At 70.9% G+C, this 15,233-nt stretch carries 14 protein-coding genes and 1 riboswitch; of the genes, 4 read left to right on the forward strand and 10 right to left on the reverse strand.

The window, feature by feature from the left end:
* Nucleotides 1-82: 82 nt before the first annotated feature.
* The 9 genes from TFC3_RS16635 to TFC3_RS40180 all read right to left on the reverse strand — a co-directional run bounded on the left by TFC3_RS16635 (nt 83) and on the right by TFC3_RS40180 (nt 9,159).
* Complete coding sequence (locus tag TFC3_RS16635; RefSeq protein WP_236718403.1) at nt 83-1,984, reverse strand: hypothetical protein; 1,902 nt, start codon at nt 1,982-1,984, stop codon at nt 83-85.
* Nucleotides 1,985-2,056: 72 nt separating this feature from the next.
* Entirely contained in the window at nt 2,057-2,974 is a 918-nt protein-coding gene (locus tag TFC3_RS16640) for a sulfite exporter TauE/SafE family protein (RefSeq protein WP_067500678.1), read from the reverse strand.
* Nucleotides 2,967-3,830 carry a TauD/TfdA family dioxygenase gene (locus TFC3_RS16645; RefSeq protein ID WP_067500680.1) on the reverse strand — a complete coding sequence of 288 codons (864 nt, stop codon included), beginning with the start codon at nt 3,828-3,830 and terminating at the stop codon, nt 2,967-2,969. Before TFC3_RS16645 ends, TFC3_RS16640 begins: the two co-directional genes overlap by 8 nt.
* Entirely contained in the window at nt 3,827-4,618 is a 792-nt protein-coding gene (locus TFC3_RS16650) for an ABC transporter ATP-binding protein (protein ID WP_067500682.1), read from the reverse strand. Before TFC3_RS16650 ends, TFC3_RS16645 begins: the two co-directional genes overlap by 4 nt.
* Nucleotides 4,605-5,633: a glycine betaine ABC transporter substrate-binding protein gene (locus TFC3_RS16655; protein WP_067500684.1), complete on the reverse strand. Its 1,029-nt coding sequence runs from the start codon at nt 5,631-5,633 to the stop codon at nt 4,605-4,607. The genes TFC3_RS16650 and TFC3_RS16655 overlap by 14 nt, the downstream gene beginning before the upstream one ends.
* Nucleotides 5,634-5,647: 14 nt before the next feature.
* Complete coding sequence (locus tag TFC3_RS16660; RefSeq protein WP_067500687.1) at nt 5,648-6,505, reverse strand: ABC transporter permease; 858 nt, start codon at nt 6,503-6,505, stop codon at nt 5,648-5,650.
* A gap of 197 nt (nt 6,506-6,702) precedes the next feature.
* Nucleotides 6,703-7,515 carry a MetQ/NlpA family ABC transporter substrate-binding protein gene (locus TFC3_RS16665; protein ID WP_067500689.1) on the reverse strand — a complete coding sequence of 271 codons (813 nt, stop codon included), beginning with the start codon at nt 7,513-7,515 and terminating at the stop codon, nt 6,703-6,705.
* Nucleotides 7,516-7,528: 13 nt separating this feature from the next.
* Nucleotides 7,529-8,170, reverse strand: a complete 642-nt coding sequence (locus TFC3_RS16670; protein ID WP_369819679.1) for a methionine ABC transporter permease — start codon at nt 8,168-8,170, stop codon at nt 7,529-7,531.
* 11 nt (nt 8,171-8,181) lie between these two features.
* Complete coding sequence (locus TFC3_RS40180) at nt 8,182-9,159, reverse strand: methionine ABC transporter ATP-binding protein (RefSeq protein ID WP_067500693.1); 978 nt, start codon at nt 9,157-9,159, stop codon at nt 8,182-8,184.
* A 132-nt stretch (nt 9,160-9,291) separates the two neighbouring features.
* On the opposite strand from TFC3_RS40180, the gene TFC3_RS16680 reads away from it, so the two are divergent.
* Both TFC3_RS16680 and TFC3_RS16685 read left to right on the forward strand, forming a co-directional pair.
* The gene (locus TFC3_RS16680; RefSeq protein WP_067500695.1) at nt 9,292-10,581 is read left to right on the forward strand and encodes a M20/M25/M40 family metallo-hydrolase; all 1,290 of its coding nucleotides are present in this window, start codon (nt 9,292-9,294) and stop codon (nt 10,579-10,581) included.
* 21 nt (nt 10,582-10,602) lie between these two features.
* Nucleotides 10,603-10,718, forward strand: a riboswitch (SAM riboswitch).
* Nucleotides 10,719-10,734: 16 nt separating this feature from the next.
* Nucleotides 10,735-11,952 (forward strand): aminotransferase class V-fold PLP-dependent enzyme, encoded by a 1,218-nt coding sequence (locus TFC3_RS16685; RefSeq protein ID WP_067500697.1) that lies wholly within the window; start codon nt 10,735-10,737, stop codon nt 11,950-11,952.
* Here the strand turns inward: TFC3_RS16685 and TFC3_RS16690 are convergent.
* A complete protein-coding gene (locus tag TFC3_RS16690) occupies nt 11,939-13,327 on the reverse strand; it encodes a S8 family serine peptidase (RefSeq protein ID WP_161952606.1) in 1,389 nt (462 codons plus the stop codon). The two genes, TFC3_RS16685 and TFC3_RS16690, sit on opposite strands and share 14 nt — an antisense overlap.
* Before the next feature lie 128 nt (nt 13,328-13,455).
* Here TFC3_RS16690 and TFC3_RS16695 point away from each other — a divergent pair, with 128 nt between their 5' ends.
* Nucleotides 13,456-13,665 (forward strand): PspC domain-containing protein, encoded by a 210-nt coding sequence (locus TFC3_RS16695; RefSeq protein WP_067500701.1) that lies wholly within the window; start codon nt 13,456-13,458, stop codon nt 13,663-13,665.
* A 54-nt stretch (nt 13,666-13,719) separates the two neighbouring features.
* Nucleotides 13,720-15,216 (forward strand): serine/threonine-protein kinase, encoded by a 1,497-nt coding sequence (locus TFC3_RS16700; protein ID WP_067500703.1) that lies wholly within the window; start codon nt 13,720-13,722, stop codon nt 15,214-15,216.
* Nucleotides 15,217-15,233: the final 17 nt, after the last annotated feature.

Genomic DNA, 15,233 nt, shown 5'->3' on the forward strand with positions numbered 1-15,233 from the left:
ATTCGCCCACCAGAGGGCTGTGCTTGTTGATCACACCCCCATAACGCGAGCCGGGCTCGAAAAGGTTGCTTCGTGAGCAGGATCAACAGTGCGCCGGTTGCCACACGTCAACGTCGCCGACCCGGGTGGGCGGGCCGTACAACTGCTCGGCGAGCTTCGAGAGGGCAGGCGAGCCGAGGTCGGCGCGCATCACCACGACGGAGGTGTGCCAGCGGCTCAGGTCGGCGCAGACGGCCTGCTCATCGGCCGGGCTCACGACCGGCACCTTGCCGTCGCTGAGCGCCGCGACGGTCAACCGGCTGGTCACTGACACCGTCGCCGGGCCCATCTGCCCCTCACCCTGCGGACCTGGACCCAGGAAGTACCCCTCGGGCACCGCGAACTCGTGGCGTTCTGACGCACTCCACGACAGCGTGTCCCGGCCGAGCCAGTTGCTGGGCACGGGCAGCGGCAGCATGGTGCCACCCGGCGGCACGTAGCTGCGCCAGGCTCCCGAGGTGATGAACACCGGGGGCTGGCGCTGCGCCTTGGCCGGCACGGGGGTGGGGATGAGCGGGATCAGCGCCGCCGCGATCACCGTGCGGCGCAGCGTGCGGCGGCGTCCGTACCGGTCCCAGCCGACGGCCAGCAGCACGGTGAACGCGCCCGCGACCGCTGTGGTCAGCCGGCTCGGCATCATCATGTCGAGCACCGGCACCGCCTCCTCCAGGAAGGCCAGCGGGCCGGGCACGCCGGTGAGGTGACCGGCGAAGCGCAGGCGGGGACCCAGGGCCAGCAGGCCGAAGACGAGGGCCACGGTCACGGCCACCCGGGTCACGGCCAGCCGCCAGGTCAGCACCGCGAGCAGCACCGCGACCAGCGTGAGGGGCCAGCCGAACCAGCTGTTCTGCTCGATGAGCCCCACCACCGTCTCGCTGGAGGCGTCCCCGGCCAGGCTGTCGCGCGGGAACGTCAGATAGGTCAGCGGATCCTCACCCCAGGTGTTGAACATCGGCACACCCCGGAAAGAGCCAGGACCGGCGAACTGAAACCACAAGGGGTACGCACACAGCACCGCGGCCCCCGCAGCCGTCACTGCCAGCCCTCGCAGGAAGTCCGCTCGCCGCTTGGGCAGGCGCACCAGCACGATCACCGCACACGCCAAGGCCGTGACCAGCAACATCTCCTCGTTGAGGAACAACTGCCAGGTCACCAGCAACGCGAGAAGAATTCCGTCACGAGCCCATCTGCCGTCGCGTCCCAGCCGGACCGCACGCGCCACGATCAGCGGGAGCAGGAAGTTCGACACGAAGTTGGGCTGACCGTTCGCGTGGTGCACCACCCCGGGCGCGAACCCGGCGAACGCCCCGGCCACCGCCGCCGCCGTCCGCGAGCGAACCACATAGCGGCGCAGCACCCAGCACGTGGTCGCCGACGTCGCCACCATCGCCCCGGCCAGCCAGATCAAGTAGGTGATCCTCGGCCCGGCCAGCATGGTCAACGGCGCCAGCGGGATCGTGACGCCCAGCACCGAGGTGTTGGCCATCATGTTCACGCCGTCGGGCACGTTCTGCCGGGCCGAGAACAGCGGGTTGCCGAGGTGCCGCACGGTGTACGCGCCGTGCGAGAGCAGCCACTCGAACCAGGTGTGATCGGCGGGCACCTGGGTGGTGATCCGGCCCTGTGGGTCGGCGAGGAACCGGCCCACCACGATCACGGCCAGGCTCACGTACGCGGCCGCCACCGCCAGCTCGGCGCGTCCCGGCCGCCACCGGCGCCGAGCGGGCCCGGCCTCCCCGTCCGCCAGGGGCCCACTCTCTGCTGCCGGGCCGGGCGCATCGTTCTCCGCCCGGCCGGCAGCGTCCCGTTCCGCCGGGCCCAGCGCGTCCTGTTCCGCTCGGACGGGCGCGGCGCCGGTCCGGCTGCCGGGGGCAGAGCCGGCTCTGGCGCCGGTCGCCGGCTCGGACTCGACGCCTCTGACCGCCACGCTGCGGTATTCCCGCATTTCACCCACGGACGGGTTATACAGGTGTAAACCCGCGAAATACCATCCTTACCGGGTGTACGGGTGGGTGGTTCACGCTTTACGGTGGTTAACCGCGCTGGGCCGCTCCTCGGCACGCCGCTCTCGTTCTTCCCTGCGGTACTCGCGGATCGAGTAGGCGATGGCGCCCGCCCAGGCCAGATAGATCACCGCGTAGACGCCGTAACGCACGCCGCCGGACGCGTCGATCCAGTCGCTCCTGAGCAGCGTGCGGACGTTGGTCAGGATGATCACGCCGCCCACCGCCGAGCCGAGCACCCGCGGCGGGATGTGGCGCACCAGCCACGCCGCGACCGGGGCCGCGATCACCCCACCGGCCAGCAGGGCGAGCACCCAGGTGACGTCGATGTCCTCGCCCCCGAGGCCCACGAAGAAACCGATGCTGGCCGCGACGGCGACGATGAACTCGCTGGTGTCGATGGATCCGATCGTCTTGCGCGGTTCGAGGCGCCCGCTGGCCAGGATGGCCGGGGTGCCGACCGGTCCCCAGCCACCGCCGCCGGTGGCGTCGACGAACCCGGCCACCAGCCCGAGTGGGGCCAGGAACCGTTTGCGCAGCGGCTTGTCCAGGGCGGCCTGCGGCAGACCCTGCCAGGTGAAGCGGATGAAGACGTACAGGCCCAGGATCAGCAGGATCACCGACATCAGCGGGGCTGCGGTCCCGGTGTCCAGCCCGGACAAGAAGGTGGCACCGGCGAACGCGCCCACCGCGCCGGGCAGGCCGATCTTGAGCACCACCCGCCAGTCCACGTTGCCGAACCGCCAGTGCGACAAACCTGACATGAGCGTGGTGCCGATCTCCGCCAGGTGCACAGTGGCCGACGCCGCGGCCGGGTTGGTGCCGATCGCCAGCAGCAGAGTCGTGGAGGTGACGCCGTACGCCATCCCCAGACTGCCGTCGACGAGTTGGGCGCCCAACCCGACCAGGGCGAGGAGCAGCAACCTACGCATCAGCCGGACCCGCGGGGAGGTCCCCGCGCAGGGTGATCCGGTGCATCACCCGCCGGTCGGTCCCGTAGTCACGGTTGGCGTAGTGCAGGGTGCTGCGGTTGTCCCACATGGCCACGTCACCGAGGCGCCAGCGGTGCCGCACGATGTGCTCGGGCTTGGTGAGGTGGGCGTAGAGCAGGTCCAGGATCGAGCGGCTCTCGAACTCCGAGACGCCGACGATGTGCGAGGTGAAGCCCGGGTTGACGAAGATGCCCTTGCGCCCGGTCTCGGGGTGCACGCGCACCACCGGGTGCTCGATCGGGTCGAGCTTGGTGACGATCTCGCCGTCCCACTCGTTGCCCTGCCCGCCGCGGCGCTGCGCCAGGTAGTAGCCGAACTCGCGGGTACCGTCGTGCACCGCGGTCAGGCCGTCGATGAGCTTCTGAACGCGCGGGTGCAGCGACTCGTACGCCAGCTGAGCGTCGGCCCAGTTGGTGTCGCCGCCGGTGGGCGGCAGGACCACCGGGCGCAGGATCGAGCCCAGTGGGGGGCGGCGCATGAAGGTGACGTCGGTGTGCCACACGTCGGCGAAGCCATTGTCGGTGCTGTCCAGCGCGTACACCTCGGGGTGGGCCGCGTCGACGCCGCCGACCACCGGGTGCGAGGCGGTCAGCTCGCCGATGCGCCGGCCGAGGCCGACGTGGTCGTCGTCGGTCAGCGGCTGGTCGCGGAAGAACAACACCTTGCGCTCGACGAGGGCAGCGCGCACGGCGGCGACCTCCTCGTCGCTCGCGGTGGCCAGGTCGATGCCGTGCACGATCGACCCGAAGTGGGGGCCGAGCGGCTCGAGCTTGAGGTCGACGAGAGCTGCGGTCACGAGGTGACTCCTTCCGGAACATATGGCGCCGATGGTGCTGATGCCGCCGCACGGACGGCGTGACCGATCTGCGAGCGCAGAGCGGCGTACTCCGGCAGGCCGCGCAGTTCGTCCGGGGCGAGCCCGGTGCGCGGCAGGCCGACCTTGAGGTCGAGGGCGATCCGGCCCGGCCGGGCGGTCAGCACGACCACCCGGCTGCCGAGGAAGACCGCCTCGTCAACGCTGTGGGTGACGAACACGCAGGTACGGCCGGACTCCGCGCTCACCCGGCGCAGGTCCTCCTGCAGCCGCTCGCGGGTCAGCGCGTCGAGCGCGGCGAACGGCTCGTCCAGCAGCAGCAACGGGTTCTCCACGGCCAGGGCCCGCGCGATGGCCACGCGCTGCTGCTGACCGCCGGAGATCTGCCAGGTACGCCGGTGCGCGACGTCGTGCAGGCCGACTCCGGCCAGCAGCTCGTCGACCCGGTCGGTGGGCAGCCCCGCGTACTTGAGCGCCAGCTCGACGTTGCCGCCCACGGTCTTCCACGGGAACAGCCGCGGCTGCTGGAACACCAGCCCGGCGCCCCGGCCCGGCACGGGTGCCTTGCCGACGGTGAGCACCGAGCCCTCGGTGGGGCTCTCGAACCCGGCAATCAGGCGCAGCAGCGTGCTCTTGCCACAGCCGGACGCGCCGACCAGCACCAGGAACTCCCCGGTGGGCACGCTCAGGTCGACCGGGCCGACCGCGGTGACGTCGCCGTACGAGTGCCGGACGCCCTCGAGGGTGATCGCCGCGTCAGCCGAGGACACCGGGCAGGCCCTTCACATAGACGCCCTTCTGCACGGTTGCGAGGTCCGGGACGGCGTCGATCTTCTGCTGGTCCTTGAGGAACTGGGCGGCGCTGAGCAGGTTGTCGGCGATCTTGCCGACCTTGGTCTCGGTGCCCAGCCACTCGTCGGTGGACAGGTCGGAGGGCTTGAGGAACACGCCCTGGTCGAGCTGGTGCTGAGCCTCCTCGGGGCTCAGGTTGAGTTCCTGGCCCACGGCCTTGGCCGCGCTGGGCTTGTCGTTCGCGATGACGTCGAGGGCCTGCGCCTCGACCTTGCGCCAGGCGTCGACCGCGTCGGGGTGGGCCTCGGCGAACGGGGTGGACACCACACCGAGGTCCAGCGTCGGCTTGCCCGCCGTGGCCAGCTCGCGGCTGCTGATCAGGACCTTGCCGTCCTTCTTGATGGTGTCGAGCACCGGCAGCCAGGTGTAGGCGGCGTCGAGGTCACCGCGCGCCCACGCGGCCTGGATGTCCTGTGGTTCCAGGTCGACGATGGTCAGGTCCTTCTCGGCCAGCCCGGCCTGCTTGAGCGCGGCCAGCAGGCTGTAGTGCGACGTCGACGCGAACGAGGTGGCGACCTTCTTGCCCTTGAGGCCGGCCACGTCGGTGACCCCGGAGCCGTTGCGGGCCACCAGCGCCTCGTTGTCGCCGGCCACGTCGAGCACGAACGCCACCTGGTAGGGGATGTTCAGCGGCGCGGACAGCCCGCGGGCGACCGGGCTGGAGCCGATGGCCGCGAAGTCGACGCTCTTGGCTACGAACGCGGTGTTGATACTCGCGCCGGAGTCGAACTTGGTCCAGGTGATCTGGTAGTCGGGTAGCGCCTTCTCGAGCAGTCCCTGGTTCTTGACGATCAGGTCACCGCTCGGGAACGCCTGGTACGCGATCCGGATCGTCTTCTTGTCCGGGTTGGCGCCGCCGCCGGCGGCACCGTTGCCGCACGCGCCAACCGCGAGCAGGAGCGCGGCGCCAAGGACGGACAGGGTTCTCTTCATGTGCGGTTTCCCTTTTAACTACGGCCGCGCCACGGGATCAGCCGAGTTTCGGCCGTCCGCAGCAGGGCGTCGATGAGCAGGCCGGAGAGGCCGATGGCGAACAGTCCGAGCACGACCACGTCGGTCTGGGAGTAGCGCTGGGCGTCGCGGATGAGCCCGCCGATGCCGGGTACGCCGTTGATGGTCTCGGCGGCGACCACCGAGGAGTAGGCGACGCCGACCGCGAGGCGGATGCCGGTAAAGATCTCCGGCAGCGCGTTGGGCAGCACCACGTCGCGGATGGCCTGCCCGCGGCTGGCGCCCAGCGCCCGCGCCGCTTCGACCAGGCCGGTGGGGGCGGAGTAGACGGCCGCGGCGGTGGCCACGTCGACCGGGGGCAGCGCAGCGATCGACAGCAGCCACAGCTTGGGCGTCTCGTCGATGCCGAACCAGATGATGAACAGGCTGAAGTAGGCCAGCGGAGGCAGTGCCCGCACGAAGGTCACCACCGGCTCGGCCACCACCCGGATCCAGCTGACCGAGCCCATGACCACACCGATCAGCAGGCCGGCGGCGATGCCGACGACCGAGCCGATGAGGATGCGGCGCAGGCTGACCCCGAGGTGCTCGATGAGCAGGTGGCCGCTGTAGCCGCGCACGCCGTCGTGGGTGGTCGAGGTGACGATCAGCTGGTGCCACACCGCGCCGGGCGCAGGGATGAAGGCGGGGTTCTGCATGATCCGCGCGGTGATCTCCCACAGCACGTACAGCACGACCAGCGCGACGACCCGCAGCAGCACACGCCGCCGCCGGTTGCCGGAGTTTCCCCGGGTGACGCGCGGGCCACCGACGACGGGTTCCGCCGCGGGTCGCGCGGGCGCGGAAATGCTCACAGATCACCTCAGGGTCGAAGTCGGGGGCATCGATGCGATGCCGCCCCCATTTCCTACCCTGCCGATCGACTTTTCGGCAATCCCCCGTGATCCTCGTCCCGCCTGGTGGACGCGATTTTAATCCTACCGAGTCCATCGGTTAAAAAGTATTACAGCGGCCCGCCCCCGGACCGGGGAGCGGGCCTGGCCGGCGAGGATCAGAAAGCGGCGAGCACCGAGCCCTGATACTTGTCCTCGATGAACTTCTTCACCTCGGGCGAGTGCAGCAGCGTCTCCAGCTTGGTGATCCGCGGGTCGTTCTCCTCGCCGGTGCGCACCACCACGAGGTTGGCGTACGGGTTGTCCTTGCCGTCCTCGAGCGCCAGCGCGTCCTTGGCCGGGCTGAGCCCGGTCTGGATGGCGTAGTTGCCGTTGACGATCGACGCGGCGGTGTCCTCCAGGCTGCGCGGTAGCTGGGCGGCCTCGAGCGCGGAGAACTTCAGGTTCTTCGGGTTGCCGGTGATGTCCTTCTCGGTGGCCTTGACCCCGACGCCGTCCTTGAGCGTGATGAGCCCGTTCTTGGCCAGCAGCGCCAGCGCCCGGCCCGAGTTCGACGGGTCGTTGGGGATGCCGATGGTGCCGCCGGCCGGGATCTCGGCGATCGACTTGACCGTCTTGGAGTACAACCCGAGCGGCTCGATGTGCACCGGCTTGAGCGGGGTGAACTTGTAGCCCTTGGCCGCTACCTCCTCGTCGAGGTACGGGATGTGCTGGAAGTAGTTGGCGTCGAGCTGCTTCTCCTGAAGGGCCACATTGGGCTGCACGTAGTCGTTGAACTCGACGATGTCCAGCTTGAGCCCTTCCTTGGCGGCGAGGTTGTCCTTGACGTACGTCAGGATCTCACCATGCGGGACGGGGCTGACACCGACCTTGAGGGTGCCGGAGGCCGACGAGGACTCGTCGCTGGAGCCACACCCGGCGGCGGTGAGGCCGAGGACCAGCACGGCGGCGAGCAGTGAGCGGCGGAGCATGGCAAATGCCTTTCTATCGGTGGGACAGGCGCCGGACGACCACGTCGCCCAGCATCTGGATGAGTTGCACGAACACCACGAGCACCACCACGGTGGCGATCATGACCTCGGTTTCGAAGCGCTGGTAGCCGTAGCGGATGGCCAGATCACCGAGCCCGCCGCCGCCGACCACGCCGGCCATCGCCGAGTAGCCGACCAGCGCGATCACCGTGATGGTGAGCCCGGCGACCAGCGCGGGGCGGGCCTCACGCAGCAGCACCTTGCCGACGATCTGCCGGCGCGAGGACCCCATGGCGATCGCGGCGCTGACCACGTCGGCGGGTACCTCGCGCAGCGCGGTCTCGACGATGCGGGCGTAGAACGGGATCGCGCCGATGGTCAGCGGCACGATTGCGGCGGTGGTGCCGATGGTGGTGCCGACCACGGCCCGGGTGAACGGGATGACCGCGACCAGCAGAATGATGAACGGCAGCGAGCGGCCGACGTTGACCACCAGGCCGAGCAGGGCGTTGAGCGGGGGCGCGGCCAGCAGCCCGCCACGCGCGGTGAGCACGAGCAGCACCCCGAGCAGCAGCCCGCCGACCGCGGTCAGCACGGCGGACAATCCGACCATCCACGCGGTTTCCTGGAAGCCTTCCCAGAGCAGGTCGCTGATGTCGGACCAGGTCATCGGGTCACCTCCGTGACGAGTGCGCCGCGCCGGCGCAGGAATCCGGCAGCGTCCTCGCCGCGCCCGGCGACGGCCAGCCGCAGCCGCCCGGCCCGGGTGGCCGCCAGGGTTTCCACCCCGCCGCCGAGCAGCCGGATGTCGACGCCCAGCTCGCGGACCAGCTCGGACAGCAGTGGCTCGTCGGCCGCCGGCCCGCTCACGGTCACGTCGAACGCCGTCTCGCCCTGCCGGGTCTGCACGGCGGGCAGCGGGAACAGTCCGGCGGCGAGCTCGGAGCCCTCGGTGAGCAGCAGCTCGCTGACCGGGCCGGACTCGGTGAACCGGCCCTCGCGCATCACGGCGGCCGCGTGGCAGACCCGTTTCACCACGTCCATCTCGTGGGTGATCAGCAGGATGGTCAGCCCGAGCCGGCGGTTGAGGTCGAGCAGCAGGTCCAGGATGGAGCGGGTGGTGTCCGGGTCGAGCGCCGAGGTGGCCTCGTCGGACAGCAGCACGGTCGGTTCGGCGGCCAGCGCCCGGGCAATGCCGACGCGCTGCTTCTGCCCGCCGGACAGCTGCGCCGGGTAGGCCCCGGCGCGGTCGGACAACCCGACAAGCTCGAGCAGCTCGGCGACGCGCGCGGACCGCTGGGTCCGCGGCACCCCGGCCACTTCCAGCGGGAACGCGACGTTGCCGGCCACCGTGCGCGAGGACAGCAGGGCGAAATGCTGGTGGATCATGCCGACCCGGCGCCGGGCGGCCCGCAGCTTGCGGTCGCTGAGCGCGGTCAGCTCCACCCCATCGACCAGCACCGTGCCCGCGTCGGGGCGTTCCAGCAGGTTGACGCAGCGCAGCAGGGTGCTCTTGCCGGCGCCGCTGCGCCCGAGCACACCGAAGATCTCCCCAGGGCGCACCTCGAGGTCCACGTCGTTGACGGCGACGACCTCGCGCCGGCGGGCATGGTAGGTCTTACGCAGACCGCTGACCGTGATCACAACGCCCAATCTCCTACTCAACCTATAGGTTTTGGATATGTGACCCTAGCGCGACGACGCCGGGCAGCGCGCGCCGGTGTAACGACCATCACCGATCAGCACGCCTGACCATGGGCGCCGGAAGGGGATTGCATGAACCCCGAGGACGAGGTTGCGACGCTCGCCAGCGAGCTGATTGCGATCGACACGACAAACCCCGGCACGTACGGCGGACCGGGACCCGAGCGGGCCGGCGCCGAGTACGTGGCCGCCAAGCTCGCCGAGGCCGGATACGCCCCCCACTACGTGGAATCCGGTGCACCCGGACGCGGCAACGTGGTGGTGCGGGTGGCCGGGGCCGACCCGGCGCGCGGGGCGCTGCTGGTGCACGGCCACCTTGACGTCGTACCGGCGGATCCGGCCGATTGGTCGGTGCACCCGTTCTCGGGCGAGATCCGTGACGGTTACGTGTGGGGACGCGGGGCCGTGGACATGAAGGGCATGCTGGCGATGATGCTGGCCGTGGCCCGGCACTTCCGGCGCACCGGTGTGGTGCCGCCTCGCGACCTGGTGTTCGCGTTCCTGGCCGACGAGGAAGCCGGCGGCGTGGCGGGCGCGCAGTGGCTGGTCGAGCACCGCCGGGACCTGTTCGACGGCGTTACCGAGGCGGTCAGCGAGGTCGGCGGGTTCTCGGTGCAGCTCGGTGACGGGCCGCGCGCCTACCTGGTGGAGACGGCCGAGAAGGGCTCGATGTGGGTGCGCCTGGCCGCACGGGGCACCGCCGGGCACGGCTCACTGCTGCACACCGACAACCCGATCGCCACCCTGGCGGCGGCGCTGACCCGGCTCGGCGAACATCGCTTCCCGCTGATCCTCACCCAGCCGGTGCGCGAGTTCCTCGAAGGTTCGGGGCTGCCGTTCGACCCCGCCGATCCCGAGGCCACGGTGGGCAAACTCGGTCATCTGTCCCGGCTGATCGAGGCCACGCTGCGCGACACCGCAACGGTCACCATTGTCAACGCCGGCTACAAGTCCAATGTGGTGCCCTCGATCGCGCGGGCCGAGGTGGACGCACGCACGCTACCCGGGCGCGACGAGGCGTTCCGCACCGAACTCGCCCGCGTGCTGGGGCCGGACATCGAGATCGAATGGAGCAGCCTGCCCGCCGTGCAGACAACGTTCGACGGCGACCTGGTCGCAGCCATGGGTGCGGCCATCGCGGCCGAGGATCCAAGGGCACGCTTGATTCCCTACATGCTTCCCGCCGGTACGGACGCAAAGTCGTTCGCCCGTCTCGGCATCCGCCACCTCGGCTTCGCACCCCTGCGACTACCCCCGGAACTGGACTTCACCGCGCTGTTCCACGGCGTCGACGAGCGCGTACCGGTGGACGCGCTGCGCTTCGGCACCCGCGTTCTCGACCGGTTGCTGCGCTCGTGCTGATCCTCTGCTACCGTCGGCAGCGGTCATGAGTGCCAGCGTGTAGCCCCGGCTTGCTGGCCGGCAACCCTTGCGTCCGCGATGGGGTGCCCCGGGTGAGGACCGGGCCCTGCGTCAACAGGCGAGGGCAAGCGCGAGACTCCGCGGAGGATCCTGATGACCCTGGCCCTGTGTACCGACCTGTCCGTGGTCGGCGACGACCTGACCACCACGCTCCCCGGCGGCGAGCGGGTACGGTTCGCGCACTTCGACTACGCGGCTTCGGCCCCGGCGGTGCGGGCGGCCTACGAGGCGGCGACCGCGATCCTGCCCTACGCCGGCAGCGTGCACCGCGGCACCGGCCTGCGCGCCGAGACCTCGACGCTGGAGTACGAGCGCGCCCGCGACCTGGTGGGCGAGTTCGTGGGGGTGCGCCCGGGCGACCAGGTCGTGTTCACCCGCAACACCACGGACGCCTTGAACCTGCTGGCCCGCTGTCTGCCCGAGGGCACCACGACAATCGTGTTCGAGGGCGAGCACCACGCGAACCTGCTCCCGTGGCCCCGCCAGATCCGCCTGCCCCTGCCGGGCTCGGCGGACGAGGCAGTGGCGGCGGTGGAGCGCTGTGTCCGTACCGTCGAAGGCCCTGTGCTTGTGGCTGTCACCGGCGCCAGCAACGTGACCGGGGAAGTGTGGCCGGTGCGCCGCATCGCCGACGTGGCCCACGCGCACGGCGCCCGCGTGCTCGTCGACGCCGCCCAGTTGGCCCCGCACGCCGCCGTGGATCTCACCGGCCTCGGCGCCGATTACCTCGCCTTCTCCGGGCACAAGCTGTACGCCCCGTTCGGCGCCGGAGTGCTGGCCGGGCGCAGCGACTGGCTCGACGCCGCCCCGCCCTACCTGGCCGGCGGCGGGGCCAGCGCGAGCGTCGGCGGGCAGCCGGGCGACGTGGTGTGGAAAACCGGCCCGGCGCGCCACGAGGGCGGCACCCCCAACCTGCTCGGCGCGGTGACCATCGGCGCGGTGTGCGCGGCGCTGCTCAGGACCGACCGCGACGCGCTGCACGAGCGCGAGCAGGACCTGCTGGAACGCCTGCGCTCAGGGCTGCCGGGCGAGGTCAGCATCTTCGGCCCCGATCACCCGCGCGTCGGCATCGTCTCGCTCGCCCTGCCCGGCCACGACCCGGTTACGCTGGCGGCGACACTGGCGCAACAGCACGGCATCGGGGTACGCGCCGGGCAGTTCTGCGCGCACCCGCTGGTCCGGCGCCTCACCGGCTCAGCCGCCGTCGAGCAATGCGCGACCGCGCCGGACAGCCTGCTGCGGATCAGTTTCGGACTGGGCACCACCGACCAGGACGTGGACCGCTTGATCGGTGCCCTCAGCCGACTTTGATGGTGCTGGAGACGGCGATCTTCTGACCGTCGGCTCCCGTACCGCGCACGGTGAGGGTTCCCGACTTGGCCGGCTGCACCGGCGTCACCATCCGCGTAGCGGTGCCGGCGCGGCTCACCCGGGCGGTGCCCAGCGCCACGGTCTTGCTGATGAACACGCTCTTCCTGGCGTAGCGGTACGTCTCGGTGACGGTGAGCGTGGTGCCCGGTTCGAACGCCGCGACGTTCACGGTGATGCGGGCGCGCTTGGCGACCTTCAGAGCCGACAGGGTCACCGTGGGCGTCGCGCCGGTCAGCATCGCGTACGGGTTGACCGCGCCGTTCGGCCCGGCCGTCGAGGTCAGCGCCTGCGTCACCTGCACCGTGGTCGCCGTGTCGTGCTTGGTCTTGTACAACGCCACGGACGCGGCGACCAGCGGGGACGCCATCGACGTACCGCTCTTGTGGACGTAGCCGCCGGAGCCCGCATCCAAACCGTCGATGTCGCTGCCGGGTGCCGTGACATCGGCGGTGCCGCTGGCGTTGGAGTACGAAGCCACCGCCCCGTCCTGCTGCAGCGCCCCAACCCCGATTGCACCGGGTGACGCGGCCGGCCACATCGTCTGGTCACCGTCGTCGCCGTTGTTGCCCACGGCCACGACCACCGGCACGTCGCGCTGGCTCGCGTAGGCCACCGCGGTGTCGTACACCGCCGAGTAGTCGCCCGCCGCCGACACGTTGATCACCGTGGCGCCGTGGTCGACCGCGTAGACGATGCCGTCGGCGATGGCCGTCGACGTGCCCGCACCGTTCGCGCCCAGGGCTCGTACCGGAAGAATCTGCACGCCCGACGCGATGCTGGCCACGCCCTTGGCGTTGTTGCTCACCGCGCCCGCGATGCCCGCCACGTGCGTGCCGTGCCCCTGCGGGTCGGCGCAGCCGTTCTGCGCCGGGTCGAGCGCGTCGCCGACCAGGTCGGTGCCCAGGTCGCAGCGCACCTGACCGGCGGCGAAGTCCTCGTGCCCCGCGTCGACACCGGTGTCCACCACCGCGATCAACTGGTTGCTCAGGTCCACTGCGGGCAGGTCGTTGCCGCGCAGCAGGTCGAGCGACCACTGCTGGGGCCGTTCCGGGTCGTCCGGGGCCGCCGCGATGCGCACCGGCGCCTCGCTCGCATAGCCGACGCTGCCCGGCAGACTCGCCGCGCGGCGGCGCTCCTCGGCCACCGTGCGCGCCTCGACCTCGACAAAGCTCGGCCGCCCGCTCGCGTCGATCACCCGCGCCACCGTGGTGATCTGCGCCCCGTCGCCCGGCGCGGCCAGCACCGGGGTGCCGGCAGCCAGCCCGGCCACGGCCAGAACCGGCACGAAAACCCACGAACGGGTACGGACCCTCACGCTACCTCCCCCAATGAGCACGCCTGGTTATCGGCAGCGGCGCGGGCCCACCTGAGGGTTTGATCTCAGGGCCGGGTCAGGGCTCTTCCCGATGGTTGCCGGGCGGTTGCGAAGCCACCATTGATGACATGAACACGTTCTCCGGGTCCATGACCCGTCAAGGCCTGGTCCGCCCCCGCGAGGGTCGCGTGCTCGGCGGTGTGTGCGCGGGTCTGGCCCGCCGCTTCGGTCTCGACCCGTGGGTCGCCCGCCTGCTGTTCATGCTGATCCTGTTCATCATCCCCGGCAGTCAGCTACTGGTGTATCCGCTGCTGTGGATCCTCATGCCGAGCGCTTGATCGTCACCGGTAAGGTCCCACTCGAACTTTCGTCGAGGTTTGAGGTGAGGACCGATGAGCCGGCCGCTGCGCCCCGGCGACCCGCGCCGGCTCGGCGGCTACGAGGTGCTGGGTCGCCTCGGTGAGGGCGGCATGGGCACGGTGTTCCTGGGCCAGGACGCCCAGGGGCACCAGGTGGCCATCAAGGTCGTCCGGGCCGAGTTCGCCACCGAGGACGAATACCGCAGGCGCTTTCGCAGCGAGGTGAACCGGGCCAAGCAGGTCCCGCCGTTCTCCACCGCGGAGGTGCTCGGCGCGGACCCGGACCACGACCCGCCGTACCTGGTGGTCGAGTACGTCGACGGTCCCAGCCTGGCCACCGTGGTCCGAGACAAGGGCCCGATGACCGGGGCGGCGCTGCAGAGCGTGGCGGTCGGCATCGCCACCGCGCTGACCGCCATCCACGGCGCCGGGGTCATTCACCGCGATCTCAAGCCCGGCAATGTGCTGTTCGCCCTGGGCGGTGTCAAGGTCATCGACTTCGGCATCGCCCAGCCGCTCGAGCTGACCAGCCAGCACACCGCCACCAACCACATGGTCGGCACGGTGGCCTACATGGCTCCCGAGCGCTTCGAGCCCGACGCCCGCACGATCGTGGGCTTCCCGGCCGACATCTTCGCCTGGGGCGCGGTCGTGATGTATGCGGCGACCGGACGTACCCCCTTCGCCGGGGAGTCGGCGCCCGCGACGGCCATGCGCATCCTCACCCAGCCGCCCGACCTCACGGGGCTGGACGGACCGCTGCGTGATCTCGTCGCCCGCGCGCTGGCCAAACGCGCCGCCGACCGGCCCACCGCGCGGGAACTGCTCGACGCCCTGCTCGCCGTGCAGACCCCGCCGGCGCCGACCGGCACGCAGACCCCGCCGGCGCCGACCGGCACGCCGCCGGCCGCCGGCCAGCCGTCGCGCCCGGCCCGCAACCGCCGCCGGGTGCTCATCTCGGTCACCGCCGTGCTGGCCGCGCTGGGCATCGGCGCCGCGATCATCCTGGCCACAGCCCACCGCGGCGACTCCCCCACCGCCAGCTCCTCGGCCTCCCCTGCGCCGGTGGCGATGCCGTCGAAGGGCACGATCCTGGCCGGCACGCGGCACACGCTGTTGCACATGTCCGAAATTGATCGCGACCTCGAGCTGCCCCTGGACGGCGAGGCGGTGGCGTCGGACGGCACCGGGCAGGAGGCGTTCTTCACGCTCGTGCCCAGCGGCGTCGACTACCTCATCAAGTCGGTGCTGCCCGGCCCGGACAACGCCGAACGCTGTCTGGGCGTACGGCTGGATCCCGACGGCCCCGGGGAACTGGTCGCAACGACCTGCGCGGTGTCGAAGGCCACGCTGTTCCAGATCGACAAGGCCGGCGGCAAGGACGACAAGGGCCGGGCGACCTATTTCATCGCCAGTGGCTCCTACGGCGTCGTGCAATGGGACGAGACCGAGCGCAAGGTGTACGTCGAGGAGCTCGGCGACGGCGAACCGGGCCTCAGCTTCAGCTTCGTCGACCGCGGCCCGGTCTGATCCTCGGGCGATGGCGC

It is taken from the genome of Actinoplanes sp. TFC3 (genome assembly GCF_001553785.1).
In the GTDB taxonomy this organism is placed as follows: domain Bacteria; phylum Actinomycetota; class Actinomycetes; order Mycobacteriales; family Micromonosporaceae; genus Actinoplanes.

Excerpts from the sequence above, each read along its gene's own strand:
- TFC3_RS16695 (WP_067500701.1), top strand. The coding sequence starts at position 13,456 with ATGAACACGTTCTCCGGGTCCATGACCCGTCAAGGCCTGGTCCGCCCC.
- TFC3_RS16700 (WP_067500703.1), top strand. The coding sequence starts at position 13,720 with ATGAGCCGGCCGCTGCGCCCCGGCGACCCGCGCCGGCTCGGCGGCTAC.
- TFC3_RS16685 (WP_067500697.1), top strand. The coding sequence starts at position 10,735 with ATGACCCTGGCCCTGTGTACCGACCTGTCCGTGGTCGGCGACGACCTG.
- TFC3_RS16680 (WP_067500695.1), top strand. The coding sequence starts at position 9,292 with ATGAACCCCGAGGACGAGGTTGCGACGCTCGCCAGCGAGCTGATTGCG.
- TFC3_RS16665 (WP_067500689.1), bottom strand. The coding sequence starts at position 7,515 with ATGCTCCGCCGCTCACTGCTCGCCGCCGTGCTGGTCCTCGGCCTCACC.
- TFC3_RS16655 (WP_067500684.1), bottom strand. The coding sequence starts at position 5,633 with ATGAAGAGAACCCTGTCCGTCCTTGGCGCCGCGCTCCTGCTCGCGGTT.
- TFC3_RS16635 (WP_236718403.1), bottom strand. The coding sequence starts at position 1,984 with ATGCGGGAATACCGCAGCGTGGCGGTCAGAGGCGTCGAGTCCGAGCCG.
- TFC3_RS16640 (WP_067500678.1), bottom strand. The coding sequence starts at position 2,974 with ATGCGTAGGTTGCTGCTCCTCGCCCTGGTCGGGTTGGGCGCCCAACTC.